The 24,578-nt window shown below is 52.6% G+C and carries 22 protein-coding genes and 1 riboswitch; of the genes, 6 read left to right on the forward strand and 16 right to left on the reverse strand.

Annotation, left to right across the window (positions count from 1 at the left end; translation table 11 throughout):
• Window positions 1-19: 19 nt before the first annotated feature.
• The 4 genes from ACFQI7_RS18020 to ACFQI7_RS18035 all read right to left on the reverse strand — a co-directional run bounded on the left by ACFQI7_RS18020 (window position 20) and on the right by ACFQI7_RS18035 (window position 4,598).
• Window positions 20-1,555 carry a sensor histidine kinase gene (locus ACFQI7_RS18020; RefSeq protein WP_218098215.1) on the reverse strand — a complete coding sequence of 512 codons (1,536 nt, stop codon included), beginning with the start codon at window positions 1,553-1,555 and terminating at the stop codon, window positions 20-22.
• Window position 1,556: 1 nt separating this feature from the next.
• A complete protein-coding gene (locus ACFQI7_RS18025) occupies window positions 1,557-2,249 on the reverse strand; it encodes a response regulator transcription factor (RefSeq protein ID WP_218098216.1) in 693 nt (230 codons plus the stop codon).
• Between the two features lie 180 nt (window positions 2,250-2,429).
• Window positions 2,430-3,998 (reverse strand): trypsin-like peptidase domain-containing protein, encoded by a 1,569-nt coding sequence (locus tag ACFQI7_RS18030; protein WP_218098217.1) that lies wholly within the window; start codon window positions 3,996-3,998, stop codon window positions 2,430-2,432.
• Window positions 3,999-4,187: 189 nt separating this feature from the next.
• The gene (locus ACFQI7_RS18035) at window positions 4,188-4,598 is read right to left on the reverse strand and encodes a YugN family protein (RefSeq protein WP_218098218.1); all 411 of its coding nucleotides are present in this window, start codon (window positions 4,596-4,598) and stop codon (window positions 4,188-4,190) included.
• A gap of 222 nt (window positions 4,599-4,820) precedes the next feature.
• Between ACFQI7_RS18035 and ACFQI7_RS18040 the strand changes: the two genes are divergently transcribed.
• On the forward strand, window positions 4,821-6,122 hold the full coding sequence (locus ACFQI7_RS18040; protein ID WP_218098219.1) for an ammonium transporter: 1,302 nt from the start codon (window positions 4,821-4,823) through the stop codon (window positions 6,120-6,122).
• Window positions 6,123-6,365: 243 nt separating this feature from the next.
• On the opposite strand, the gene ACFQI7_RS18045 is transcribed toward ACFQI7_RS18040, so the two are convergent.
• The 5 genes from ACFQI7_RS18045 to ACFQI7_RS18065 form a co-directional block, all read right to left on the reverse strand.
• The gene (locus tag ACFQI7_RS18045) at window positions 6,366-6,707 is read right to left on the reverse strand and encodes a hypothetical protein (RefSeq protein ID WP_230414789.1); all 342 of its coding nucleotides are present in this window, start codon (window positions 6,705-6,707) and stop codon (window positions 6,366-6,368) included.
• 272 nt (window positions 6,708-6,979) lie between these two features.
• A complete protein-coding gene (locus ACFQI7_RS18050) occupies window positions 6,980-7,129 on the reverse strand; it encodes a hypothetical protein (RefSeq protein WP_218098221.1) in 150 nt (49 codons plus the stop codon).
• A 61-nt stretch (window positions 7,130-7,190) separates the two neighbouring features.
• Window positions 7,191-7,844 (reverse strand): 3D domain-containing protein, encoded by a 654-nt coding sequence (locus ACFQI7_RS18055; protein WP_218098222.1) that lies wholly within the window; start codon window positions 7,842-7,844, stop codon window positions 7,191-7,193.
• A 198-nt stretch (window positions 7,845-8,042) separates the two neighbouring features.
• Window positions 8,043-9,980 (reverse strand): threonine--tRNA ligase, encoded by a 1,938-nt coding sequence (thrS, locus tag ACFQI7_RS18060; protein ID WP_218098223.1) that lies wholly within the window; start codon window positions 9,978-9,980, stop codon window positions 8,043-8,045.
• Between the two features lie 302 nt (window positions 9,981-10,282).
• On the reverse strand, window positions 10,283-11,212 hold the full coding sequence (locus ACFQI7_RS18065) for a putative sporulation protein YtxC (protein ID WP_218098224.1): 930 nt from the start codon (window positions 11,210-11,212) through the stop codon (window positions 10,283-10,285).
• A gap of 309 nt (window positions 11,213-11,521) precedes the next feature.
• Between ACFQI7_RS18065 and ACFQI7_RS18070 the strand changes: the two genes are divergently transcribed.
• Window positions 11,522-13,057 carry a L,D-transpeptidase family protein gene (locus tag ACFQI7_RS18070; protein ID WP_218098225.1) on the forward strand — a complete coding sequence of 512 codons (1,536 nt, stop codon included), beginning with the start codon at window positions 11,522-11,524 and terminating at the stop codon, window positions 13,055-13,057.
• A 247-nt stretch (window positions 13,058-13,304) separates the two neighbouring features.
• Here ACFQI7_RS18070 and mqnC read toward each other — a convergent pair whose 3' ends face one another.
• From mqnC to metA, 3 genes are all read right to left on the reverse strand, one after another.
• Window positions 13,305-14,447 carry a cyclic dehypoxanthinyl futalosine synthase gene (gene mqnC / locus ACFQI7_RS18075; RefSeq protein WP_218098226.1) on the reverse strand — a complete coding sequence of 381 codons (1,143 nt, stop codon included), beginning with the start codon at window positions 14,445-14,447 and terminating at the stop codon, window positions 13,305-13,307.
• Between the two features lie 122 nt (window positions 14,448-14,569).
• Window positions 14,570-15,766: a PLP-dependent transferase gene (locus ACFQI7_RS18080; protein ID WP_218098227.1), complete on the reverse strand. Its 1,197-nt coding sequence runs from the start codon at window positions 15,764-15,766 to the stop codon at window positions 14,570-14,572.
• Window positions 15,763-16,689, reverse strand: coding sequence for a homoserine O-acetyltransferase MetA (metA, locus tag ACFQI7_RS18085; protein WP_218098228.1), 927 nt, complete (start codon window positions 16,687-16,689; stop codon window positions 15,763-15,765). Before metA ends, ACFQI7_RS18080 begins: the two co-directional genes overlap by 4 nt.
• Window positions 16,690-16,805: 116 nt before the next feature.
• A riboswitch (SAM riboswitch) is annotated at window positions 16,806-16,936 on the reverse strand.
• A gap of 532 nt (window positions 16,937-17,468) precedes the next feature.
• Here metA and corA point away from each other — a divergent pair.
• Complete coding sequence (gene corA / locus ACFQI7_RS18090) at window positions 17,469-18,404, forward strand: magnesium/cobalt transporter CorA (RefSeq protein WP_218098229.1); 936 nt, start codon at window positions 17,469-17,471, stop codon at window positions 18,402-18,404.
• A 104-nt stretch (window positions 18,405-18,508) separates the two neighbouring features.
• On the opposite strand, the gene ACFQI7_RS18095 is transcribed toward corA, so the two are convergent.
• Entirely contained in the window at window positions 18,509-19,510 is a 1,002-nt protein-coding gene (locus ACFQI7_RS18095) for an HRDC domain-containing protein (RefSeq protein ID WP_230414819.1), read from the reverse strand.
• A 253-nt stretch (window positions 19,511-19,763) separates the two neighbouring features.
• Between ACFQI7_RS18095 and ACFQI7_RS18100 the strand changes: the two genes are divergently transcribed.
• Window positions 19,764-20,060, forward strand: a complete 297-nt coding sequence (locus ACFQI7_RS18100; RefSeq protein ID WP_218098231.1) for a hypothetical protein — start codon at window positions 19,764-19,766, stop codon at window positions 20,058-20,060.
• Window positions 20,061-20,205: 145 nt separating this feature from the next.
• Here ACFQI7_RS18100 and ilvD read toward each other — a convergent pair whose 3' ends face one another.
• Window positions 20,206-21,891, reverse strand: coding sequence for a dihydroxy-acid dehydratase (gene ilvD, locus ACFQI7_RS18105; RefSeq protein ID WP_218098232.1), 1,686 nt, complete (start codon window positions 21,889-21,891; stop codon window positions 20,206-20,208).
• Between the two features lie 217 nt (window positions 21,892-22,108).
• Between ilvD and ACFQI7_RS18110 the strand changes: the two genes are divergently transcribed.
• Complete coding sequence (locus ACFQI7_RS18110; protein ID WP_218098233.1) at window positions 22,109-22,402, forward strand: DUF3055 domain-containing protein; 294 nt, start codon at window positions 22,109-22,111, stop codon at window positions 22,400-22,402.
• A gap of 98 nt (window positions 22,403-22,500) precedes the next feature.
• Here ACFQI7_RS18110 and ACFQI7_RS18115 read toward each other — a convergent pair whose 3' ends face one another.
• Together ACFQI7_RS18115 and ACFQI7_RS18120 are read right to left on the reverse strand one after the other, a co-directional pair.
• Entirely contained in the window at window positions 22,501-22,818 is a 318-nt protein-coding gene (locus tag ACFQI7_RS18115; RefSeq protein WP_218098234.1) for a cupin domain-containing protein, read from the reverse strand.
• Between the two features lie 139 nt (window positions 22,819-22,957).
• On the reverse strand, window positions 22,958-23,470 hold the full coding sequence (locus ACFQI7_RS18120) for an acyl-CoA thioesterase (RefSeq protein ID WP_218098235.1): 513 nt from the start codon (window positions 23,468-23,470) through the stop codon (window positions 22,958-22,960).
• A 198-nt stretch (window positions 23,471-23,668) separates the two neighbouring features.
• Between ACFQI7_RS18120 and ACFQI7_RS18125 the strand changes: the two genes are divergently transcribed.
• A complete protein-coding gene (locus ACFQI7_RS18125; protein WP_218098236.1) occupies window positions 23,669-24,445 on the forward strand; it encodes a pirin family protein in 777 nt (258 codons plus the stop codon).
• The last annotated feature ends 133 nt before the right edge of the window (window positions 24,446-24,578 follow it).

Consider the following 24,578-nt stretch of genomic DNA (forward strand, 5'->3'; position numbering starts at 1 on the left):
TTTTAGCGCCTTTGTATGATTATACCTGATTCTGATCCGCGATGGAATGCCCTTCCGCCTCTTGCACCTCGATGACACCGGAGGAGGCGATCGGCAGCCATATGACAAAAGTCGACCCTTCGTCCTTCAGCGTCTTGACCTCGATCGAACCGTTGTGTTCATCAATAATCCAGCGTGCGATCGACAAGCCGAGACCGGTGCCGGCTTTTTGGCCGCGTGAAGGATCCGCCCGGTAAAAGCGGTCGAATATATGCGGAACTTCTTCCTTATCCATACCGATGCCGGAGTCTTCAATCCGAATGCCCACTTGGCCTTCATGCCTGAGCGCATCGAGACGAACGAAGCCCGCATCCGTGTACTTAAACGCATTTTCGATAAATATGAACATAAGCTGCTGCAAATAATCCGCGTTTCCGTATACGTACACGCCGTTCAAATCATCGAGATTGCCTACCTGGAACTCCACGGTCCGCGGCAGCAGCACCGCCTTGCGCGCCACCTCATCGATGATCGGACGAATCGGCTGATTCGTCTTCGTCATTTGGAAACCGGCGTCGGCTCTTGCCAGCGATAACAAATCGTTGACAAGCCGCGACATCCGTTCGGCTTCGCCCGAAATATCGTGCATCGCTTCCAGTGTCAGCTCCAGCTTCTGGCTATCGTCGGAACCGGCTTTGAGCGCCGCCTGCTTCCACATCTTCTCGAGCAGCTCCACATTTCCGCGAATCGTCGTTAGCGGAGTCCGCAGCTCATGAGAAGCATCGGATACGAACCTGCGCTGCGCCGAGTAAGCTTCTTCGAGTTCCACGTAAGCATGCTGCAGCCTGCCCAGCATGCTGTTGATCGTCTGCGTCAGTACGCCGATCTCGTCATTCGGACCGTCGTATTCGATCCGCTTCTCGAGGTCAGCTCCTTTCTCGATCCGGTTGGTCGCATCGACGACCTGTCCGATCGGCTTGAGCACTTTGCGCGCAAGGAACCAGCCGACCGAAGCCGCGAGCAGGATGGCTACGAGTCCCGTCACGGTCAGGATCAAGCGCAGCATGACGAACAGACGGTCGTCGGCAAACATAGCCGACTGCATGATGCCGGCCGGGCGATCCGTCGGCCCGGGAAATCGGGTCGCGTATATAGGAGTATAATATAGGATAAAGTCCATATTTTCGATGCGTGCTTTATCATACAAACACGTTTCGTTCAACACGCATTTCAGTTTCTTCGCGTCGATCTCCGGAAATTGGATGCCGGCTTCCTGCAGCCTAGGCGACGGAAATTTCGTCCCGTTGTCCACGTTGACGACTTGAAACAATCCATTGCTGCCCCGCGGCACCCCGCCCACAATGTTAAATATATAGCCGGGCTTGCCGCCATCCAGCGAAAATGTGTACGTTGCGATCGTTCTAGACCGCAGCACTTCCGTTTGCGCACGCAAATCGTCCCGCAGCGAACTGTAGTAGATCGTATGAAGGAATATATACAGCCCCAATCCGAGAAGCAACAGGGTTGCCGTTAAAATCCCGGTATACCATAGTGTCAGCCGAAGCCGAATCGACATATCAGCTCTCTCCTCTTAACACATAACCGGCGCCGCGAACCGTCTGGATGATCCGCTTATGACCATGCTCCTCCGTTTTTTGTCTTAGAAGCGCAATGTACACTTCAAGCACGTTGGATTCGCCGCTATAATCGTATCCCCATATCTTTTCCATAATAATGTCTCTGGACAACACGCGCCGCGGATTTTGCAAAAACAGGTGCAGCAGTTCGAATTCCTTCGTCGTCAGCTCGACCAGTTGGCCGCCGCGGTATACTTCCCGGGTATCCAGATCCATAAAGATGTCCTGGTAATGCAGACGATTGGTCGCCTGCTCCGATTTCTCGGACGATTTCCGGCGCAGCATGACGCGAATGCGGGCCAGCAGCTCCTCCAGCGCAAAAGGCTTCACCAAATAATCGTCGGCGCCCAGATCAAGCCCCTTGACCCGATCCGCCACCTCATCCTTTGCCGTCAGCATCAGCACCGGCACTTCCGATCCGCCCTCGCGGATGCGGCGCACGACTTCCCAGCCGTCCAGCTGCGGCATCATGACGTCGAGAATGACGATGTTCGGCTCATGCTCGAGAATTTGCTTCAGTCCATCCATGCCATGGTTCGCCGTGAACACGGTATAGCCTTCGAATGCCAGACTGCGCCTCAGCATCGAAGTGATTTTATCGTCATCGTCAATAACCAATACTTTTTCTCTCATCTCATCAATTCACCCGCCTGCTTCTATTGTAAGAACAATTCCCCCAAAAGTGAAGCGATCCTCTGAAGCCTACTCCTGTTACTTCTTTTTGGAGGCCCCCATCTTTCAAAAAAATAGGCTCGCGTAAAAAAAGAAGCAGAGCGCAGGGGGGTGCGCTCTGCCTTATTTAGGTGCGATCTATTATTTCTGCTCCACATTCCGGTCGCCGATCGTTACGTCGATCGTCATCTTTTTGCCGTCGCGCATGACGCCGAACGATGCTTTATCGCTCACCTTCAGCTTTTTGATCGCCGCCACAAGGTCGTCGGACGTTTTCATTTTGGCGCCGTTCAGTTCGACAATGACGTCATACGGCCGTATGCCAGCCTGGAAAGCCGGGCTCTTGCGCTCTACCGTAGCAACGATCGCGCCGTCGGTACTGTCGAGTTTCAGTTCGGAAAGCCATTCTTTATCGACGTTCTGCAATTGTACGCCGATATAAGGAGCCGGTTCCTTCGGAATTTTCACGTTGTTTTTCAAGTTGTCGAGTACAGCCGAGATGGTGCTGGTCGGAATGGCAAAGCCGATCCCCTGTGCCTGCGAGCTGACCGCGGTATTAATCCCGATAACCTCGCCGTTCAAGTTGAGCAGCGGACCGCCGGAGTTGCCGGGGTTGATCGAAGCGTCCGTTTGCAGCAGATGCTTGTATTCCCGCGTACCTTTTTGGTCCGGAATGCTGATCGGGCGCTCTTTAGCGCTAAGGACGCCTACCGTTACCGTATGGTCAAAGCCGTACGGGTTGCCGATCGCAACGACCCAATCGCCTTGATTCAGGCTCTCCGCACTGCCGAGCGGAAGCGTCGGGAAATCTTTGTCCCCTTCGATCTTAAGCGCCGCGAGATCCAGATCGTAGCTGTTTCCGAGCAGCGTAGCTTTGAGCGGTTTGTCGTAACCTTGGACGGTTACCCAGATTTCGTCGGCACCGTCAATCACGTGCTCATTGGTCAAAATATATCCCGATTTCTCGAATATAAACCCGGTTCCCATTCCGCCGGGCTGCATTTGATCGGAGCTTTTCGGCTTTTGGCTGCCTCCGAGGTCATCCCCGAAAAACTGGCGGAAAAACGGATCGTCGAAGAACGGATTGCCAGTGCGGCCGCTCGAGCTCTTCGCTTTCACTTTCGTTTCGATTTTCACGACGGCCGGGCTCGCTTGCTCCACGATTTGCGCAATGTTGTTCGGACGTCCGAGATCAAGCGCCGACGGCTTTACGCCGCCGTTATTTGCCGAAGCCACAGGCGCGGTACCCGACGAGCCGCTGCCGGTCATGACGCCTTGGGCCCCGGTGAACAAATTCATTTTATCGGAAGCGAACATCAGAGCGCCGACAACGACGACGCCGGCCATGAAGGAAGCGAACACGCTCTTGAAGCCCGCTCCGGACTTCTTCGCATTGCCAAGCTGCCAACTGCCCATCGGCGGTCCGCTCGAATCGTCCGCAGGCCCGTAGCTGAATGGCCGCAGCGGTTTCGGCGGCGTTACCTCCACAGGCGTCGATCCTTCGCTGTCACGGGCGGTCGTATCTGCCGCATTCGGGTTAAAAGGACCGTAGGAAAAATAATGAGACGTCCGCTCCTGCTGGGAGTGGGTGGCCGATGTCGGTTCGTTTTGTTGTTGGGGTTCGTCGCGTCTCATAGGATCGTTATACTTGGCATCGTCTTGCGGACGACGAAAGAAGTCATTGTAGTTATTGTTGTTATTATTGTCCATAGCGATAACCTCCATTAAAAATAAGGCTTCCTGCGAGTATCAATAGTCAGCTGCTTTCGAGCTATGAAAGCTTAAACTAGAAACCTAGCACAACTTTCTGCTCGTAAGACTTATTCTTGACTATATATTGCACTCGCAACCTTAAAGAAACCTTAAAGAAAAATAAATTGGAGGTAAAAATAAACGGTTTTACCGCCAGCTGCTCTCAACTTTCGCAAGCAGCGTTTTTGCCTGCTCGACCCATTTATCCCCGACGGCCGCATCTTTGTCCACCGGCTCCTGAAACTGGTTCACAAGCGCACCATACGTATGGATCGGAGCTTCTTTGTCCAATCCTTCATTATATATATGTTTCAATACGAACGGCTCACCGATCCGGACAACGGCATCGGTCGAATCCGTATCGCCGTCCAGCTTGCCGTGCGTCACTTCGAACGGAATGCGCAGCCACACTTTGTGCGCCTCATCCAAATACCGATCATAGCAGCCGTGATCGTATTCCCAATTTCCGCCGAGCGTGAATTCGAACGCATGCAGCTGGTGTCTTACTTTCTCAAAAGCTTCCTCTTTCCCGGTCAACTTCGAATCCAATGGAATCATTTCATTCTCCTCCGTTTTCTTCTAATTGGATATGTTATAGAATGAGCCGATTTCAGGAAAAGTATGCTTTGTTCGGAAACAGGAGAAACGCAAAATGACAGAAACGAACAATTCGTTTCCAGTGTCATTTTATCTTACGTATTTCGTTGACATACCTGTCACAAGGATTTTATAATAAGGGGCGGAATGACTGTCTGCACGATTTCGAAGGAGATGAGCTTCATGGATATAACCACGCTGAGCAACGGCCTGGATACGATCTGGGTCGTGCTTACAGCCGCTATGATTTTGTTGATGGAAGGCGGCTTCGCGCTGCTAGAGGCCGGTTTTGTCCGGCAAAAAAACGCCGTCAGCATTATTATGAAAGTGTTTGTCGACATTACGTTCGGGGCATTGATCTTTTACTTTTTTGGGTTCGCTTTCATGTATGGCAAGGACTTGTTCGGGCTGATCGGCACAAGCGGCTTCATGATGGAAGGAGACCTAACGCATATAGAGCTATCGATCTCCCATGACACCTATTGGCTGTTCCAATGCGCATTTGTTATCGCGGTTATCTCCATCGTATCCGGCGCCGTCGCTGAACGCGTAAATTTCCGCGCCTATATACTGTATACCATTGCCATGACCGGGTTGATTTATCCGATAGCCGGCCACTGGGTATGGAGTGTGGGAGGCTGGCTCGGCGGTCTCGGCATGATCGATTTTGCCGGCTCCGCCGTCATTCACGCGCTTGGCGGATTTTCCGCGCTGGCGGCCGCAATCTTGATCGGGCCTCGCATCGGGAAGTTCGCAGAGAACGGCACTCCCAACATCGTTCCTCCGTCGAACCTGCCGCTCGCCTCGGTCGGCGCATTCATCTTATGGTTCGGCTGGTTCGGCTTTAACTCGGGAAGCACGCTGAGCGCCACGAACGCGAGTATCGGCCACATTGCGGTTACGACGATGCTGGCTGCAGCAGCCGGCGGCGCAACGTGCATCTTATTCACGATGCTGCGCTACCGTAAAGCCGACCCGCCGATGGTCATCAACGGCTCGCTCGCGGGACTGGTCGGCATTACGGCCGGCTGCGCGTTCGTCAGCGACGGTGCCGCGATCCTGATCGGCGCGGTATGCGGCATCGCGATGGTATTCGCCACGGAGTTCCTCGAATCGCGACGCATCGACGACCCTGTAGGCGCGTTTGCCGTCCACGGCGTCAGCGGCAGTCTGGGGACGCTCGCTCTCGGCTTGTTTGCCAAGCCGGAACTGGCCGAAAGCGTCGGGAAAGGCTACAGCGGACTGCTGTACGGCGGAGGGTTCCAGCTTCTCGGCGTCCAGGCGCTCGGGCTGGTTACCGTATCCGTATGGGGCTTCGCATTGACGTGGCTTTCCCTCAAGGTCATCGGCCGCTTCGTGCCGGTGCGCGTCAGCCGGGATGAAGAGCTTGTCGGGCTCGACGTCGGAATTCACGGGGTACCGGCGTACAGCGAGGAGCATGATTTTATCGAGATCGACCGACTAACGATGTCCAACAATAAATAAACGGTATTGGACCGCCGGCGAACTAACCATGCCGCGGCCATGCACCGGCCATACAGCGCTCCTCCTGTTCGGAGGAGCTTTTTTGATGCACAAAAAAAAGCTCCGACAACCGTACTCCCGGTTGGACAAAGCCTGCCTTTGCGGATACATACTTGTTTATAAAAAGAAAAAGCTCCTGTACATGGAGCCGTTACGGAATGCAACATTCGCGGCGTGGATCGATCCTGGTTAAAGCAAAGAGGCTCAGCCCAATTCCTTCTCCAACTCCTCGCTGACGTTCACAAGGTCGGTCGGGCGGCTTTGCTGCAAAATGTCGCGTGCGTTTTCGATCTCCAGCCGCAGCTTGCGAATTTGTTCCATCGGTTTCTTCACATAGTGGATATATTCAACGGCCAGATGATGATCCGGCTTTTTCCCCGCAAACATTCGGCGTAAAGCTGACATGGATTGATAGTTTCGTTCTTCGATCATCCGTTTTTTCTCGTAACGCTGCACAGCCTGCTCAATCTCGGCAATTTGCTCCTCTTTGCGAGCGATGAATGCTTCTAAAAACGGGTACACTTCGGCCGCTTTCCGTTTGTTCACCTGTACCAGGCCCCCTGACCATAACGCATTCAGCATGAAACATCACCTATCCGATAATGTAAACAATGATTACAACACACTTATTTTACAACAAATCAATCGCTTTGAAAACAAAAAAATTTGAAAAACAATGGACTATGGCAATAATGTTAACATTAAAAAAAATTATGTAACTCATTACGCTGCTTGGATATAGCATGGATAGAAAAAGGAAACCCGGACGCTCTATCATCGCAGGTTCCCTTTTTAAAGATTTGTATAGTTACGCGCAATTACACGTTTTGATTTTCATTTTCAAATTGATTCGCGTTTTGGCTCGCGTTATTTTGAGCCGCTTGCTGCTGCTTCGCGTTAACCGCCACTTCTTGCGCAAACTCGGCGTCGTTGTTGTTCTGTTTGCGGTTTTTGTTGTTTTTCGCCATGGTTATCACCTCCCGTTCCTCCATTAGTATGGACAAGAGCAGGTGGACTATGACAGGAAATTTAAAACAACAGTTCATTTTTCAACTGGTTCCATAACGTTTCGTTAATTTTTCCATTGCCTTTTTTGACGACAAACACGTTGAGCGTTTTTTTGCCCCATTCCTTGTAGACCTGATCCTTCGTTTCAAAATACAGATCGATGCGATTGCCCTTAATCGCTCCGCCCGTATCGGCCACGACGCCGTATCCGTACCCTGGAATGTACAGTACGGTACCGATCGGAAAGACGCTCGGGTCAGCGGCAATCGTCGAGAACGATCCAACGTCGCGGGTTACCTTCATACCCGAGTAGGTGAGGCCGTATTCGGGATGCCCCGGATTTTTGCCTGTCGATTCTCTGCCTGCATAGTAACCGGTCGCGATGACTTCCACCGCTTTGAATTTCGTTAAATCCTGATCTTGATGCGGGAAGAGCTTATAGTTTTTCGCCCGCGCCTGTATTTGGCCGCCTGTCGTTCCTTTGATGGCGGATACCGGCTGTATCTCGTTTTTCCCGGCGCTTGCACCGGATGAACCTGCTTTGATCTCGGCGACCGGAGAAGGAAGCTTTGCGCTTCCGATCGATTGCCCATCTTGTTCAAACCACATCAATACGGACAGCATCAGAACGATGAGACAAATCCATTTTGCATGGCTTGCGGTTTTTGGTAACATATGTTTCGTTAAACCTCCCCTTAATATAAGAGGCTGTCCATCGAAAATAAAATATATACATAAACCGGTGAACATTGCATTGCAAATAAATAAAAGCCCGTCTCCAAGAAGCGCTTTTCGCCACAGCAGTGTGCTGCGGTCAAATCAGAGCCAAGCTTGAGAGACAGGCTTAAATTGTTCATGTCGACGTTAGCCGACTTATACTTGTTTGGAGCGAATATCTTCGTTGATTAACCCAATGACCGCATCCAAGCTTTGCGCTCCAAGATCGCCTTGGCCGCGGCGGCGTACGGAAACGCTGTTGGAGCTGACTTCGTTCTCTCCGACGACGAGCATGTAAGGGATTTTTTCGAGCTGTGCCTCGCGGATTTTGTAGCCGAGCTTCTCATTGCGGAGATCCGCTTCTACGCGAATGCCCGCCTGCGTCAGCTTGTCTTCCACCTCTTTGGCATAGCCGTCGAAGTTGCCGGAGACCGGCAGCACTTTGGCTTGTACCGGACACAGCCATGTCGGCAGCGCACCGGCGAAATTTTCGAGCAGGAACGCCGTCATCCGCTCCATTGTCGAGATGATGCCGCGATGAATGACGACAGGGCGATGCTTCTGTCCGTCGGCGCCGACATATTCGAGCTGGAACCGTTCGGGCAGCAGGAAGTCGAGCTGAGCGGTCGACAGCGTCTCTTCTTTCTTCAGCGCCGTCTTGATCTGTACGTCCAGCTTCGGCCCGTAGAACGCCGCTTCGCCTTCCGCTTCGAAGAACGGCAAGCCCAGCTCTTCGACGACTTCGCGCAGCATGCGTTGGGACATTTCCCACATTTCGTCGTTCTGGAAGTATTTCTCGGTATCTTTCGGATCGCGGTAAGACAAGCGGAAGCGGTATTCTTTGATTCCGAAATCTTCATACACCTGACGAATCAGATTGACTACACGGGCGAATTCTTCCTTGATTTGATCCGGCCGGCAAAAAATATGCGCATCGTTAAGCGTCATCGCCCGAACGCGATGCAAACCGGTCAAAGCGCCGGACATTTCGTACCGGTGCATCGTGCCAAGCTCGGCTATCCGGATCGGCAGGTCGCGGTAGCTGCGCATGTCGCTCTTGTACACCATCATATGGTGCGGACAGTTCATCGGGCGAAGCACAAGCTCCTCGTTATCCATGATCATCTTCGGAAACATGTCTTCCTGATAATGGTCCCAGTGGCCGCTCGTTTTATACAGCTCAACATTGGCGAGCACCGGAGTATAAACGTGCTGGTAGCCGAGACGCTCCTCCAGGTCGACGATGTAGCGTTCCATCGTGCGGCGCACTTTCGCTCCGTGCGGCAGCCACAGCGGCAAGCCTTGACCGACTTCGTTCGAGAAGGTGAACATTTTCAGCTCTTTGCCGAGTTTGCGGTGATCGCGTTTTTTCGCTTCCTCCAGCAGATGGAGATGCTCGTCCAATTCGGCTTTTTTCGGGAATGCCGTACCGTAAATACGCTGGAGCATTTTGTTCTTCGAATCTCCGCGCCAATAAGCACCCGCTACGCTGAGCAGCTTGAACGCTTTAATGCGCCCGGTTGAAGGCAAGTGAGGTCCGCGGCACAGGTCGAAAAATTCGCCTTGATCATAGATGGTAATGACCGAAGATTCCGGTAAATCGCGGATCAATTCCAGCTTCAGCGGGTCTTCCAGCTCGGAGAAAATACGGATCGCTTCCTCGCGACTGACCACGCGGCGGGTGATCGGCAAGTTCTCCTGAACGATGCGCTCCATTTCTTTCTCGATTTTCGCGAGATCGTCCGGCGTGAGCGAATTTTCCATATCGATATCGTAATAGAACCCGTCCTCAATGACCGGACCGATGCCCAGCTTCACATGTTTCTCGCCATAAACGCGTTTAATCGCCTGCGCCATCAAGTGCGCCGTGCTGTGCCGGTACACCTCAAGGCCGTCGCCGCTATCCAACGTTACGATTTCAAGCGAAGCGTCTGCGTTAAGCGGCGTGCTTAAGTCTACCAGCTTCCCGTCCACTTTGCCGACAACCGCATTTTTTTTAAGACCGGAGCTGATCGATCCGGCTACTTCTTCTACCGTCGTTCCGGCATTGTACTCGCGAACCGCGCCATCCGGAAAAGTAACTTTTACTGACATGACTGAATAACCTCCTCTGATTTGCAACAAACAAAAAAAGCGCATCATCCCCAGAAGGGACGAGTGCGCTTGGCTCGTGGTTCCACCCTAAATTCGACTGAAGGCATCGCCATTAAGACCGGCCGTCAATCCTCGATGCATTCTGTAACGGGAATGGCCCGATGACCGATACTGGGTGCGAATGCACCGTTCCCTGCCACAGCTACGAAGGGGTAAACGAATGTCGCGGCACGGAAGGGATTTCAGCCCGGGTCCCTTCTCTCTGGACAGCACTTCAAACGTTCATGTCTTCGATCGTTGCCTTACCTTTTATTATATTCGGCGGCGGCTCCCCGGTCAAGGTTATGGCATAACCTGCAGTATCCGCACACTTCGACGCGGTTTTCGAATATTTGCTGGATCGTGTGAATCACTTGCAGTTCCGGCTCGCGCGTATGGATATAAATTTGCTGAGGGGACACGGAAATGAGCGTGCTGACGATCATATCTTCGAAATTCATGTCCTTTTCAAGCATCTCCACCGTAACTACGGCTTCAGGATCATCGGTATTGATCTGTTCCATTCGGTCGTTCAGGAGCAAAAAGTCGTTTCCTCCCTTATGGATCAAATGAACGAATGGGATTCTCGCCTCCTGAATATAGACGAAATATTGCAATAACGAAATGAATTCCTGGTATTGCCGATCCATGACGAACTCGTCCACGGCATATTCGGCTACGTCGCGCAGCTCATCGATGTAGGCGTGAAGCCGGAAACGGAGATAGCCTTCTAAATTCAAGTCCGTGTGCTCCTTCAAGTACTCGGCCAGTTCCGCAGAGATTTTGGCCTTGCGCCGCAAATACACATCGCCGGCCGCCTTCTCTCCCTCCCACTCGCCTGTCCCGCTTAACATTTGCTCACAATAGCTCATAATGCGATCCATGTCTTCTTCTTTGTCGTAATGAAATTCTTGTTTTAACAAGTGACGCAATATGTGCCGTTCTTCCACGAGCAAAATATAGTCCGCGATCGCGTTCCCCGCCCATTCAAAAAGCGGATCCCCGTCGGTTTGCAATTGAAAACCGGGCAGCACTCCGCTCACCTCGATCAGATGCATGCCTTCATGCCGGTTCATTGATATATGAATGTAATCTTTGTTATGTAACCGTTCCGAGGCGCTTGACACGATGCCAAACAACTGCCCCGCCTGCGCTTCCACACGATTCGTTAAGTGGATTGTAAAAAGCTTCATCCTTAACACTCCTTTCCTGCCGCAGCTCTCGTATAAAGTATATGGCCCGGAGTGCGCATATATACAACAATCAGATTCCGACGGGCATAGTAATAAATGAGAGCAGTGCGTAATTCAGGGTGCCGAATCCGTAAGCTAGCGGATGGACGTTCGCAATCCGATCGCATAAGGGAATACCCCTGGGCGCAACCCTTATTGAAGAAAAGCCGGCAATCAACGTTATGATACATTACGTATATTTTCACTTTCGAATTATCCGATTTTATGATACTATTTGTATCATAAAATCAACGCTAAGGGAGGCTCCCGATGAGCAGCACCCATAAAAACAGGAAGAGCATCGGTGACGACAACCTGGTTCACTTACATAAAAATGTGTTCATTAGCCGCGGCGACTCCCAATATTATGAAAAAGTTATTCAATATTTGGACCCGAGCTCACCGGAAGCGCATTATCACTTGGCACAGCAGCATGAACAGCGGGGCATGCTTGACAAAGCGCTCCATCATTATAAGGTAGCGATGAAAACACGCCCTTCGCCTTATTATTATGCCGCTGTGAACGGGGCCGAGCGCATGAAGCAGCCGCCGCTGCACGTCCCGGTAAGGACAAACCGCGCCCCTGACGCTAATCATCAGAACAATACGGCTATCGTTCCTTCTTATGTGAAAATCGGGCTCATTTTGCTGCTCCTGGTCAACTTATTATTGGTTGCCGTGCTCTACGGCCCGATCGCCGTTTCCAAAGCCGTGTCCGTCTTGAAGCCTTCGACGGTCGGTAAAGAGGTCAGCTACGAAACGGCGGAATCGCCATTTCTGATGACGTTCACCTATGGCATACCTTCGGCGCAGGTCGAGAAGACGCTGCATCAAAAGGCCATTACGCTTGCGGACGCATACCCCAAGCATGGTATTGTCATTTACGGCGTCCTGTCGGCTGCGCCTAACGAAGACAACACCGCGGTTCCGCTAACGGATGAAGCATGGAAAAGTGATGCGTTCGTCATCGCCGAATACAATCCGATCGTCGATCGCGCGGTTAAAATTCGTTTTCTGCATCCCGATGTCCAAAAGCTGAAGCCGCGTACGGAAGCGGCGGCGAACATCGTTCGTACCGCGCTGCAATCGTATATCTCTGATAACGGCGTCGCCCCCCGCTCGATCGATCAATTGACTCTAGACTACCCCCATAACTATTTAAGTGTAATCCCCATGGAAGCACGTTCCGGTTCGGCCGATGTCCGAACCGTTTTTAATGGGCGGGGCGGTTGGGTTTATGACCGCGCGGAAACGGAGCCTGAACGGATGTTTTACCCGAATACCGAGCCGGCGGATCTGGCAGAGCTCGGCCGCCTCCCCTTCCATCCGGTAACGGTCACGATCGATACAGCGGAGCATATGCTTCAGCTCCGATCGGGCGAAGCCGTCCTTGCCCGTTATCCGGTTGGCCTCGGGGCCGATAACCGGACGCCGGAGGGAACGTTCCGCGTCAGCGAACGGGTCAGAACGCCGCTCGGCAAGCAGCCCGGCGTCTACGGTGCGGCTGCGCTTGGGCTAGGGGCGATCGCGATTCACGGCACGTCCGATGCCGATTCCATCGGACAAGACCGCTCGCTAGGCTGTATCCGGCTGAGCAATGAAAACATCGAAGCCCTCTTCCCCCTCGTTCCAAGAGGCGCAACGGTGATGATTACGGGCGGCAAGGCGACCGACCCTGCCACTGCAAAAGAGGTCCACCCTCTTTCGCAGCCGTTGGCGCTGCTCGGGGTTCCAATCGCGCCCCCTTTACACGGCAGCGGCAGCGATGAAACTGCAGGGAATACGGTGTTTCATTGGCTCGGCTGAACCGTATAAAGCGGAACGCAAGCTGCATTTATCAATCGCCGTCATACGTTCCTAAACGATGTTAAATAACAATGTACCGCATTGTTTCATGCAAAAAAGCGGCTATCCGGGACGTTATCTGTCCTGACAGCCGCCATTCTCGTTTATTGGCCGAACCTGAACGTTGCTTGTACTACGGACCATCGTCCGTTCCACTGGTCATGCTCCCAACGCCAAGTTATTTAACATCTTTCATTGTTCATGTCTTTTAATTTTGCATGACAAAATCGTTGTCCACTTTCGTGACCGACTCGTCGTCGAACATGCGCAAAATCTCATATTTCGTGTTGCGCTGTGCCGGAATTTTACCCGCTTCGCGAATAATTTGCAGCGTCGACGAAATGTTGACTTTATGCGTCGTGCCTGCCGCGGACACGACATTCTCCTCGATCATCGTCGAACCGAAGTCATTGCAGCCGTAATGCAGCGACAGCTTGCCCACTTCCGGCCCCATCGTAACCCAGGATGACTGGAAGTTCTTAATATTGTCGAGCATGATGCGGCTGATCGCCACATTTTTGAGATAATCTTCCGGCCCGAGTTTTTCGGCCTTCATGTTCGTATTATCCGGTTGGAACGTCCAGGAGATGAACGCAAGGAACCCTTCCGAGTCCCAGCCGTTTTTGATGCACTCGTCCTGCGCTTCGCGAACCCGCAGCAGATGAAGCGCCCGTTCTTCGTGCGATTCGCCGAAGCCGATGACCATCGTCGCCGTCGTGTTCATCCCGATGCGCTGCGCGGTTTGCATGACGTCCATCCAATCGCGCCACGAGCCTTTTAGTCTGCTGATTTTGCGGCGCGTCCGGTCGTCAAGGATTTCCCCGCCTCCGCCCGGCAGCGAATCGAGCCCCGCCGCGTGAATTTCCCTCACGACTTCCTCGAGCGAAAGCCCGTTCGACACTTCCTTCATCTTCATGATTTCCGCAGGGGAGAAGGAATGCATCGTAATGCCCGGGAACCGCTTCTTAATTTCGCGCAGCAAATTCGTATAGTAAGTAAACGGCAAATTCGGATTCGTACCGCCTTGCATCAAAATTTCCGTACCGCCGACATCGATCGTTTCCTGTATTTTTTGGAAAATGACTTCGTCCGGCAGCACATATCCTTCCGCCGAGCCCGGCGCGCGGTAAAAGGCGCAAAACCGGCAGTAGACGTCGCAAATGTTCGTGTAGTTGACGTTTCTTCCGATGACAAACGTTGTAATCGGATCAGGATGGTGGCGCAGCATAATCTGGTTGGCCACATGCCCCATTTTCTCAATTTCATTCGAATCGTACAGCGCTATGCAATCTTCCAAAGAAATGCGATTGCCGGCCAGCGCTTGATCCAATATCCGGTCGATGGAACTCATCGCAGCTTCAACTCCTTTGTAAATTCATCGTAACATAAAACCGGGCACACCTGCCATAGAAAAAGACCGCCATTCGGCCGTTCGGCCCGGATGGACGGTCAATTGTCATCAATTTGTGAAGGTTAGCTTTGCGCATCCGCTTGCTCGATTTCTTGTCTTGCTAGTTCGATCGCCCGGGATAGATCGGCAATAAGGTCGTCCGCATGCTCGATACCGACGGAATAACGCAGCAGTTTGGCGTCTACGCCGACTTTGTTGCGGATTTCCAGCGGAATGTCCGCATGCGTCTGCACAGCCGGGTATGTCATCAGGGATTCCACGCCCCCCAAGCTTTCGGCGAACGCGATCAGCCGAATATGACGCAAAATCGGCTCGATGTAGCGCGCGTCTTTCATCTTGAAGGAGAAAATACCCGTATTGCCGGACGATTGCTTATTTTGCACCTCATGCCCCGGATGGCTCGGAAGCGCCGGGTAATATACTGCTTCGACGAGCGGATGCTCTTGAAGATAGGAGGCGATGACCGTTGCGTTATGCTGATGGCGCTCCATGCGCAGCGCCAGCGTCTTCATGCCGCGCATCAGCAGCCAGCTGTCCTGCGGGCCGAGCACCGCTCCGATCGAATTATGCAGGAACGCCATTTGCTCGGACAGCTCTTTGCCCTTGGTGACGATCAAGCCAGCGAGCACGTCGTTATGCCCGCCCAAATATTTGGTTGCGCTATGAATGACAATGTCGGCGCCAAGCTCGATCGGACGTTGGAAGAACGGCGTGAGCAGCGTATTGTCGACGATGGAGATCAAGCCTTTTTTGCGCGCCCAGCCGCAGACAAGCGCAAGATCCGTAATCATCATCAGCGGGTTGGTCGGCGTTTCGATCAAAATTCCTTTCGTGTTCGGCAGAACATTGGATTCAAGCGCATCCAGGTCGTTCGTGTCCACATACGTAGCGGTGACGCCGAAACGGGACATGATTTTCTCCAGAAGCCGGTACGTCCCTCCGTACAGATCGAGCGATACGATCAAATGATCCCCTTGGCTGAATAAAGCGAATATCGTTTGCAGCGCCGCCATCCCCGAGCTGCAGGCAAACCCTGCGTCGCCGGATTCGAGCTCCGCTATCGCGTCCTCCAGCACTTTGCGCGTCGGACTTTTCGTCCGAGCGTAATCGAAGCCCGTACTTTGCCCAAGCTTCGGATGACGGAACGCCGTCGCTTGATACACCGGAAAACTGATGGCTCCGGTAACCGGCTCTTCCTGGGAACCGATTTGTGCAAGTCGGCTCTCGATTTTCAAATCTTCGCTGCCGCTGTGGCTCATATTACATACTCTCCCTTGTGCAGATCATACGGCGTTTCTTGATATACATAGTAGTTCAACCAGTTGGAGAACAGCAGATTCGCATGGGCTCTCCACGTATTCAGCGGCGGTTTGGACGGGTCGTCGTTCGGGTAATAGTTTTTCGGAACGGCAACCTCGAGCCCTTTGTTGATGTCGCGGTCATATTCGTATTTAAGCGTACAGGCATCGTATTCGGAATGACCGGTAACGAAAATTTGCTTTCCGTCTTTCGTAGCGACGATGTATACGCCCGCTTCTTCCGATGCCGACAAAATTTCCAGCTCCGGATGGCGCTCGATATCTTCCCGCCGCACTTCGGTATGGCGCGATTGAGGCGCGAGGAACAGCTCGTCAAAGCCTCTCAGCAGCTTCACGTTCGGCTTGCTTACCGTGTGCGGGAAAACCCCGAACATTTTCTCTTCGAGACCGTACTTCGGCACGCCGAAATGATGATACAGACCTGCCTGAGCCGCCCAGCAAATGTGGAACGTGGAAGTAACATGCGTCTTGCTCCATTCCATAATCTGCTTCAGTTCATCCCAATAAGTGACGTCTTCGAAATCGTACAATTCGACCGGCGCCCCAGTGATGATCATACCGTCTAGACGCTCATATTTCACGTCGTCGAACGTTTTATAAAATTGCTCCAAATGCTCGGGAGACGTATTTTTGGAAGTGTGCGTTCTTGGATGCAGCAATATAAATTCGACTTGCAGCGGAGTGTTGCCGATCAGCCGCAGCAGTTGAGTTTCGGTTGTCTCCTTGGTCGGCATCAGGTTCAAAATCGCAATGCGAAGCGGTCGAATGTCCTGATGAAAAGCAACGCTTTCGTCCATAACGAAAATATTCTCGTTGATGAGCACTTCTTTTGCCGGCAGTTGGTCAGGAACTTTAATGGGCATCGGGTTCACTCCTTCTTGGCTGGATTCGTTCATCTCGCACTCTAAAATGCGGAAGGCGACAAAAAAAACCTGTTCCCGCACGTACGAGAAAGGCCTTTGTATGCATACATCGTCCTCTCTCATCTCCCAGAAGCCTGAAGCTTCCGCAAGAATTAGCACCGTGCATCGCCTTGCGCAGGTTAAGCGCAAAGTTCTGTCGGTTGCCGGGTGTCATCGGGCTAGTCCCTCGACCTGCTCTTGATAAGAGTGTGAAACCGAATCTATTTGGTTGTGTTTGGATATTACTAATGTAATCGAAAAAGGTTCCACCGTCAAGAAGAACGTTATGACAATCGCCTTCTATCGCGGGATGCTGCACCCATAGGAACCAAATCCCCCCGAATGCATATGCATATAGTAAGACAAAATGCAAACAGGGTCATCGAATCCGCTGATTTTGTCTTGAAAGCTTATTTTTGAAGGTTTATACTTAGACAAGTATTCCTGAAAAATGGCCGACAGCGGTGCAAACAGGGATCGTTGACGCTGCCGTGCGCAGTTCGACGCAATAAACGTGTAAAAAGGGGTGCAGCAATCGAATGGACGGAGACCCGAGGAGTATCTGCGTTCAACAACAACCGAATATTTCGAGCGGAACCCGGCGGCCGGACTCGTTCGATGCTTGCGCAAACGTCCTTCGATTTTGATACGCAGCATCGTTGAGATGCTTACTAAACGCCTGCACGAAAGCGCGGCCGGTTGGCCAAAGTTCCTCTCGATCACACGAAGGGGTGGAACCTATGAAGGCACGCTTAGTTCAGGACGGCGTTTTCACGCTTGTCGAAGACATTACCCAGACGATCGAACCGCCTCACCACGGTTTTTATTGGATTGACGCCGATGTTGAGGATTTGGAAATGTTACAGCCCTTATTTCATCTTCATGAGCTTGCCGTCGAAGACGTACTGACGGAAGAAGAGCAGCGTCCGAAGATCGAACTATACGATACACATTATTTTATTGTGATGAACAGCATCCGTTTCGATGACGAAGAAATTTTTCTGCGCGCACTCAATATTTTTCTGGGCAAGCATTATATCATTACCATCACTCGTCAAAAAATCAATGAAATCCGTGCGCTGAAACCCATTCTGTGGGAAGAGGAAGTTACGCAGCCGGATCAGTTTTTATACCACTTGATGGACCTGATCGTAGACAATTACATGAATGTCGGCGACCGGATCGAAGCGAAGATCGAGAAACTTGAGGAAGACATCCTCATGCATACGAAAAAATCGCATTTGAACGAAATTATCGGCCTCCGAAGCGAAATTTTGTGGTTGAAAAAAGTGCTCGTCCCGCAAAAGGAAGTCATCGGCACGCTGCACAAAAAAGAGCTCCGGCTGATCAGCGAGCCGCTGAAAAAATATTTCGGCGACATTTATGAGAATGCCGTAAAGATATCGGAAACGTTCGATACGTTCCGCGATTTGATGGCGAACTTGCGCGAAGCTTATCAATCGAGCATCGCCAGCCGCGCGAATGAGATTATGCGCGTGTTTACAGCGCTAACGACAATTTTCATGCCGCTGACGTTCATCACAGGCATTTACGGGATGAACTTCGATTACATCCCCGGTCTTCATTGGGATTTCGGCGGCGTCGCGGCGGTTGTCTTCATGGTGTTGGTCGGCGCCTCGATGTTTGTCTTATTCCGCAAAAAAGATTGGCTGTGAAGCCTGCTTCGCCGCTATAAAGATACGATGCGCCTGCCATGGCGACAAAAGGTTCTTGCCGTTGTTAATCTATCGGCAAGAACCTTTTCTGTTCCGTCGTTCGCTCAGCTCGCCTCCCCCGTCTTTAACCCGTTCACGCGGCGAAACTTCAGACGAAGCAGGCGAAGCCATTCATAAATCCGGTCAACCTCTTTCGCGCTGAACTCATTATCGCGGTAAACGGTTTGCAGTATCGGTTTCAAGTACCGGTCCCCTTGCTGCTCGAACGCTTGCCATGCGTGCTCTCTCTCCGTCTGCGGCACTTGTTCCAACACCTGTTCGATATACGCCTCCAGATCGTAGCCCTCGCGGTCCAGTTCTTCGATCCACAGCAGCAGGTCGCGGCGCTGCACTTTGATTTGCTCCTGCAGCGCATCAAGCCGCTCGCCCCGATGGATCGCCTCCAGCAGCGTGCGCTTCATCTCCTGCTTCTCCACCTCCGCCTTCCGCTTCCGCTCTTTCTCCTGCAGCAGCCAGCCGTGGAAGTCCTCGCGGTTGATTTCGCCTTCGACCCAAGTGAGCGGGAACGACGTATTGCGCTCGCACTGGACCGTCAAAGCCAGTATATCCGCACCATAAGCAGCCGTCTTGCCGCGCCCGAAGCCTGGAAGCTGCTGCAGCTCTTCCACCGTCTGCGGAACAAAAGCACTGATCATGCGAAGCTGCCGATTCGTGGCGACGATGAAGGGCGCCTTCCCTTCCCGGCCGGCTTGTTTCAGCCGCCAGCCGCGCAGCGCCTCGTACAGCTTCTCATCGCTGTTCGCTTCGCTGTAATATTGCAGCATCTGAATATAGATGCTGCGTCCGTCCGAGCCGGCCAAGTCGCTCCCGCTCACGTCCACAACCGGCTTAAACCCGTCGCACTGCTTCATGAACAGCCGTTCCCGGAAGGCGGCAAGCAGCTCGTCCCAATGCGATCCATCGTACCAGTTTTCTTGCGTCCGATGGCCATCCTCCTTCGTTTCCGTCCACAGCACATGCAAGCTTCCCTGATTTTCCCCTATCGAGACTTGCGCCGTTCGTACCCTCCCTTCTCCCGTCTCCTTTTCCAAACTGTTCAAAAACATCAGATTCAATGTGCGTCCCTCCTAACCGGATATGGTTCCAACCGCAACGACAAAAAGCACCCCTCCTCCATATGGCATCCATATGCAAGAGAGGTGCTTCCTCACGATCGCGTTTGAAATTATTTCCATGTTAGCACAGAAATGTATTTTTGACAACATATTTTATGGAATCGTTCCGTCCGCCTTGCAGGATAAGCCCGCCTGCTTCGGGAAACAATGTAACCGACAAAGTAACCCGCAAGGAGGAAGTGCGATGGCAGACAACAATCAAGACGGATTTATACAGGAAGCGCCTGACAAAAAGTATACTGATGTCGGCACCGTTTTATCGCAAAGCAACGATTTGACGGCGGAAGAATTTCCGGAAGGTCCTTACGGCAGCAGCATCGAAGTCGAGACGCTTGGCAAAAGCACCCCGTGGCGCGTGGATCAACGTTCGCCGAACACGTATACGTACGAAAACCGCGAGCTGCATGCCGGGATATCCCGAGGCTACCCGGGGGCGCATGAAACCCATGATTCTGCGGGGGATGACCGCGCCGAGGAATAGCTAACAAACTTCGAGCGAGCGCATGTCTCGAACGTCGCATACAGCGGCCTTGACCGCAGCACAGCACCGATCTTGAAAAAAACGCTGCGCCCGCGTTCCTTTTTATCAGGAACTGCGGACCCAGCATTTTGGCTTGGTGCTGTAATTAAATTTTCATGATCCCGCCGGTGCTCGCGTTGGTTACAAGCTTGGAGTAGCGAGCCAAATAGCCGGTTTTCACCTTCGGCTCGAACCCTTTCCAGTTCGCTCTGCGGCGTTCGAATTCTTCGTCGCTAATGAGCAGCTCGATTTTGCGGTTGTTCAAATCGAGCTCGATGATATCGCCGTCCTCGACGAATGCGATCGGACCGCCTTCCGCCGCTTCCGGCGAAATGTGACCGATACTGATGCCGCGGGATGCGCCGGAGAAACGGCCGTCCGTGATCAGGCCGACCTTCGCGCCGAGGCCCATGCCGACGATTTGCGACGTCGGTGCCAGCATTTCCGGCATCCCCGGGCCGCCTTTCGGTCCTTCGTAGCGGATAACGACGACATGTCCTTCTTTCACTTTGCCATTCGCAATGCCCGAGAGCGCATCTTCTTGCGAATCGAAGCAGATGGCCGGTCCTTTATGATAGCCGCCGACGGATTTGTCGACCGCGCCGACTTTGATGATCGAACCGTTCGGAGCCAGGTTGCCGAACAATACGGCCAGTCCCCCACGTTCGGAATGCGGGTTATCCAGCGTATGAAGAACGTCGGTGTCCAGGATTTCACAACCGGCAACGTTCTCGCGCAGCGTCTTACCCGTAACCGTCAAACAGTCGCCGTTCAGGGCGCCTGGTTTCTTGAGCAATTCGTTGATGATGGCGCTCACGCCGCCTGCATTATGCACGTCTTCGATATGGTAATCGGAAGCCGGCGCGATCTTTGCAAGATGCGGTACGCGATTGGCAATCTCGTTGATGCGCTCGATCGGGTATTCGAAGCCCGCTTCATGAGCCAGCGCCAACGTATGAAGCACAGTGTTCGTCGAACCGCCCATCGCCATGTCGAGCGCGAAGGCATTGTCGATCGCTTCCAGCGTTACGATATCGCGCGGCTTGATATCCTTCTCGATCAGCTCCATCAGCTGTTTCGCGGAGCGTTTCACGAATTCTTTGCGGTCTTCGGAGATCGCCAGAATCGTACCGTTGCCCGGGAGCGCCAGACCAAGGCCCTCGGCCAAGCAGTTCATCGAGTTTGCGGTGAACATACCGGAACAGGAACCGCAGGTCGGGCAGCCGTACTGTTCTAGCTCCAGCAGGCTCTTCTCATCGATCTTGCCTACCTGGAAAGCTCCAACGCCTTCGAATACCGATGTCAGTGAGATCGCACGTCCATCGCTTGTTCTGCCCGCCTTCATCGGCCCGCCGCTGACCATAATCGTCGGAATGTTGACGCGCAGAGCGCCCATCATCATGCCCGGCGTTATTTTATCACAGTTCGGAATGCAGACCATGCCGTCGAACCAGTGTGCGGATACGACAGTCTCCAATGAGTCTGCGATAATTTCACGGCTTGGCAGGGAATAACGCATGCCGATATGCCCCATCGCGATCCCGTCGTCTACGCCGATTGTATTAAACTCAAAAGGAACGCCGCCTGCTTCGCGAATCGCTTCCTTGACGATTTTACCGAATTCCTGCAGGTGCACGTGACCCGGAACAATATCAATGTAAGAGTTGCAAACCGCGATGAACGGCTTGTCGAAATCCTCCTCTTTAACGCCGGCCGCTCTGAGCAAGCTGCGGTGCGGTGCGCGGTCAAAGCCTTTTTTGATCATGTCGCTTCTCATTTTTGTTTTGGCCATTTCGCCTGAAGCCTCCGTTTCTATCGAATCATATATCATTGCATGAAAGCCTAATAATCTCCTACAGATTGTACCATGTTTCGGGCGAAATTGAAAACGTGTGGCAGGAGGCAAAATAAGCCGTGTTACGGCGAATGCGCTCTTTTTTGCCGCTCGGCGCGGGAATCTGTTATAATTCGTTTAGCTTTCAGAATAACGATGGAACGGGGGGAACGGCATGACGGAATTTGATTTTTTGTACGACGGCACGGAAGAGACAAAGACCCGCTTCGTCTGCGTAGTGGGCGAATCGCTGCGGCGCTTCGATTTGGCGATTACATCGACGAACCGGTTTTACGGCAAAATGCTGGTCACCGACCTGCAAGCCGGACGCACGGCGGTCATCGGGCCGGACGATTTGGAAGAAGAGGGCTATTTGGAGCACGTATATAAGTTGAATGAGGAAGAAGCAGCTGAGCTCAAAGCATTTTTGTCCGACGTTGTAGGGCCGATCAGCTTTACGGATATATAAGACGCAGTGCGAGTATAATATACGACGCGTATACGACAAAAGCCGATCCTGACCGTGCTGAACGGACATAGGACCGGCTTTTTTATCGAAGTCGATGCTTAACGTTTCACAAGGTCTTCCCGTACCGGAGTAAACGAATCGAGCAGCGCGCTCGGCTCCAGCGCCCGGCAGCCGTGTTTGGCTCCGCTGGGGATGTAGATCGTTTCGCCGACGGAAATCACTTTTTTGTCGCCGTCAACGGTAAATTCCAGCTTTCCCTTCAAGCAGTAGGATAGCTGCTCATGCGGATGGCTGTGTATGTATCCTTCCGCGCCTTCTTCAAAGTGCACTTCCATCATCATCAGTCCTGCGCCCGGTTCGAAAATTTTGCGTTTGACGCCCGGTTCCGCATTTTCCCATGCGTTGATGTTGCTCATCTGATTCCCTCCGCTTCCATGACGTGGTCATTACATGAGTTCCATTATACCCGATGGCCGGACAAAGTCGTAGCGGATTTTTTCAGGTGAAGCATGCTTTTTTACAGGTTTGTTTCCGGCAAAACGATCCGCCAAGGAGCTATTCCCAGGGGAACGCCATCGTCAAATAGTCCGCGAACTTCCTGCTTTCTTCTCTGCGCATTCTGCGCATCTCCGCACGGTGCAGCGCGGTTTCGTGCAGCCGCTTCTCTTCCACGGTCTGCGGCACGACTTGCGGGACAGTGACGGTCTTCCCGTTCTCGTCCAGCGCCACGAACGTCAGAAACGAGGTGGCCGCGATATGCCGCACCCCCGTCCGCAAATCTTCGGTGATGACTTTGACGAACACTTCCATGGAGCTGCGCCCTGTCCAGGTCACGAACGACTCCAGACAGACGGAGTCCGTCGGGCGGATCGGCAGCAGAAAATCAACCGAATCGGTCGACGCGGTCACGACCATTTGGCGGCAATGCTTCGTCGCGGAAATGGACGCGATATCGTCAATATACGCCATTAATTTGCCGCCGAACAGCGTATTATGGTTGTTGACGTCCGTAGGAAACACCCTCGATGTTTTGTAGCACCGGGATTCATTCACGTATCTTTGTTCCATGCAGCCCACTTCTCCTTTTTGCCATTGACGATGAATTGCTTTTCCTATTTAGGATACCACAGTCTTCGGCTGCTCATAAAATAGACGGGCTTGAAGTTGACGCGAAAGTTGACAAAGGGCAGTTCCGGATTTATAATTATCTTAAATTTAAGATATATAAAATTGAGAATATGAATTATATGAAAGGGTGTGCTCAATATGACCATTCGCATATTTTCACCTAATGAACAAGCGGTCGGTGCGTTCGACGGCGGAACGATCACGGAGCAAAAGCCGATCGGTTTCCCCGGGGAAGGCTCGGCTGTACGGCGGGTCGGACCTCTCTTTTATTGGGCGTGGTTCCAATCGAAGCAGGGCGGCCGTCTTCCGCTGCATCCGCACCGCGGTTTCGAAATTTTGACGTATGTGCTTCAAGGCGAGGTCAACCACCGCGATTCGCTGGGCAGGGAAAGCATGGTGGGGACGGGAGGCGCGCAAGTCATGCAGACCGGTCGCGGCGTATCGCATGCCGAAGATTTCCGCGCCGGCGTTTCCGGTTTTCAGATTTGGTTCGAGCCGTACTACGGCGATGCCATCAAACGCGTCCCGACTTATACTCAGTATGAACATGAACAGTTCCCGGCGCTGTCGGATGAGGACGGAGTCGTGAAAACGATTATCGGCCCCGGTGCGCCCATCGACTTAGTCGCCGACGTGCGCATGTGGGACGTCACGCTGGAGGCCGGTCACAGCCGCGCTTTCGATATTCCGGCAGGCTATTCGATGGCCGGGCTGATCGTGGAAGGCGAAGCGACACAGTGGGCCTTCGAAGGCGAGACCGCGGATGTGCCACATAGACATTTTGCCGTAGCCGATGCTGCGGATGACAGCCTTCTGCTCGTTCAAGCCGGTGGAGCGCAAGCTGCGCGGGTCATTATGATTCAAGTGCCGACGGAGCTCGGTTACTTGCCTTATAACAAAATTCCGTTAACGTAATTCGGCGGGAGTCTAGTTTCACAGTTCGAAAAAAGCCAATACTCGCGTATGCTTACGCGGTATTGGCTTTTCGTATTGTATATGTATAAACATAAGTAGTTCAGCGACAATCGCGAATGTAGGTTTTTTACTT

It is taken from the genome of Paenibacillus allorhizosphaerae (assembly GCF_042659105.1).
GTDB classification, from domain to species: Bacteria; Bacillota; Bacilli; order Paenibacillales; family NBRC-103111; genus Paenibacillus_G; species Paenibacillus_G allorhizosphaerae.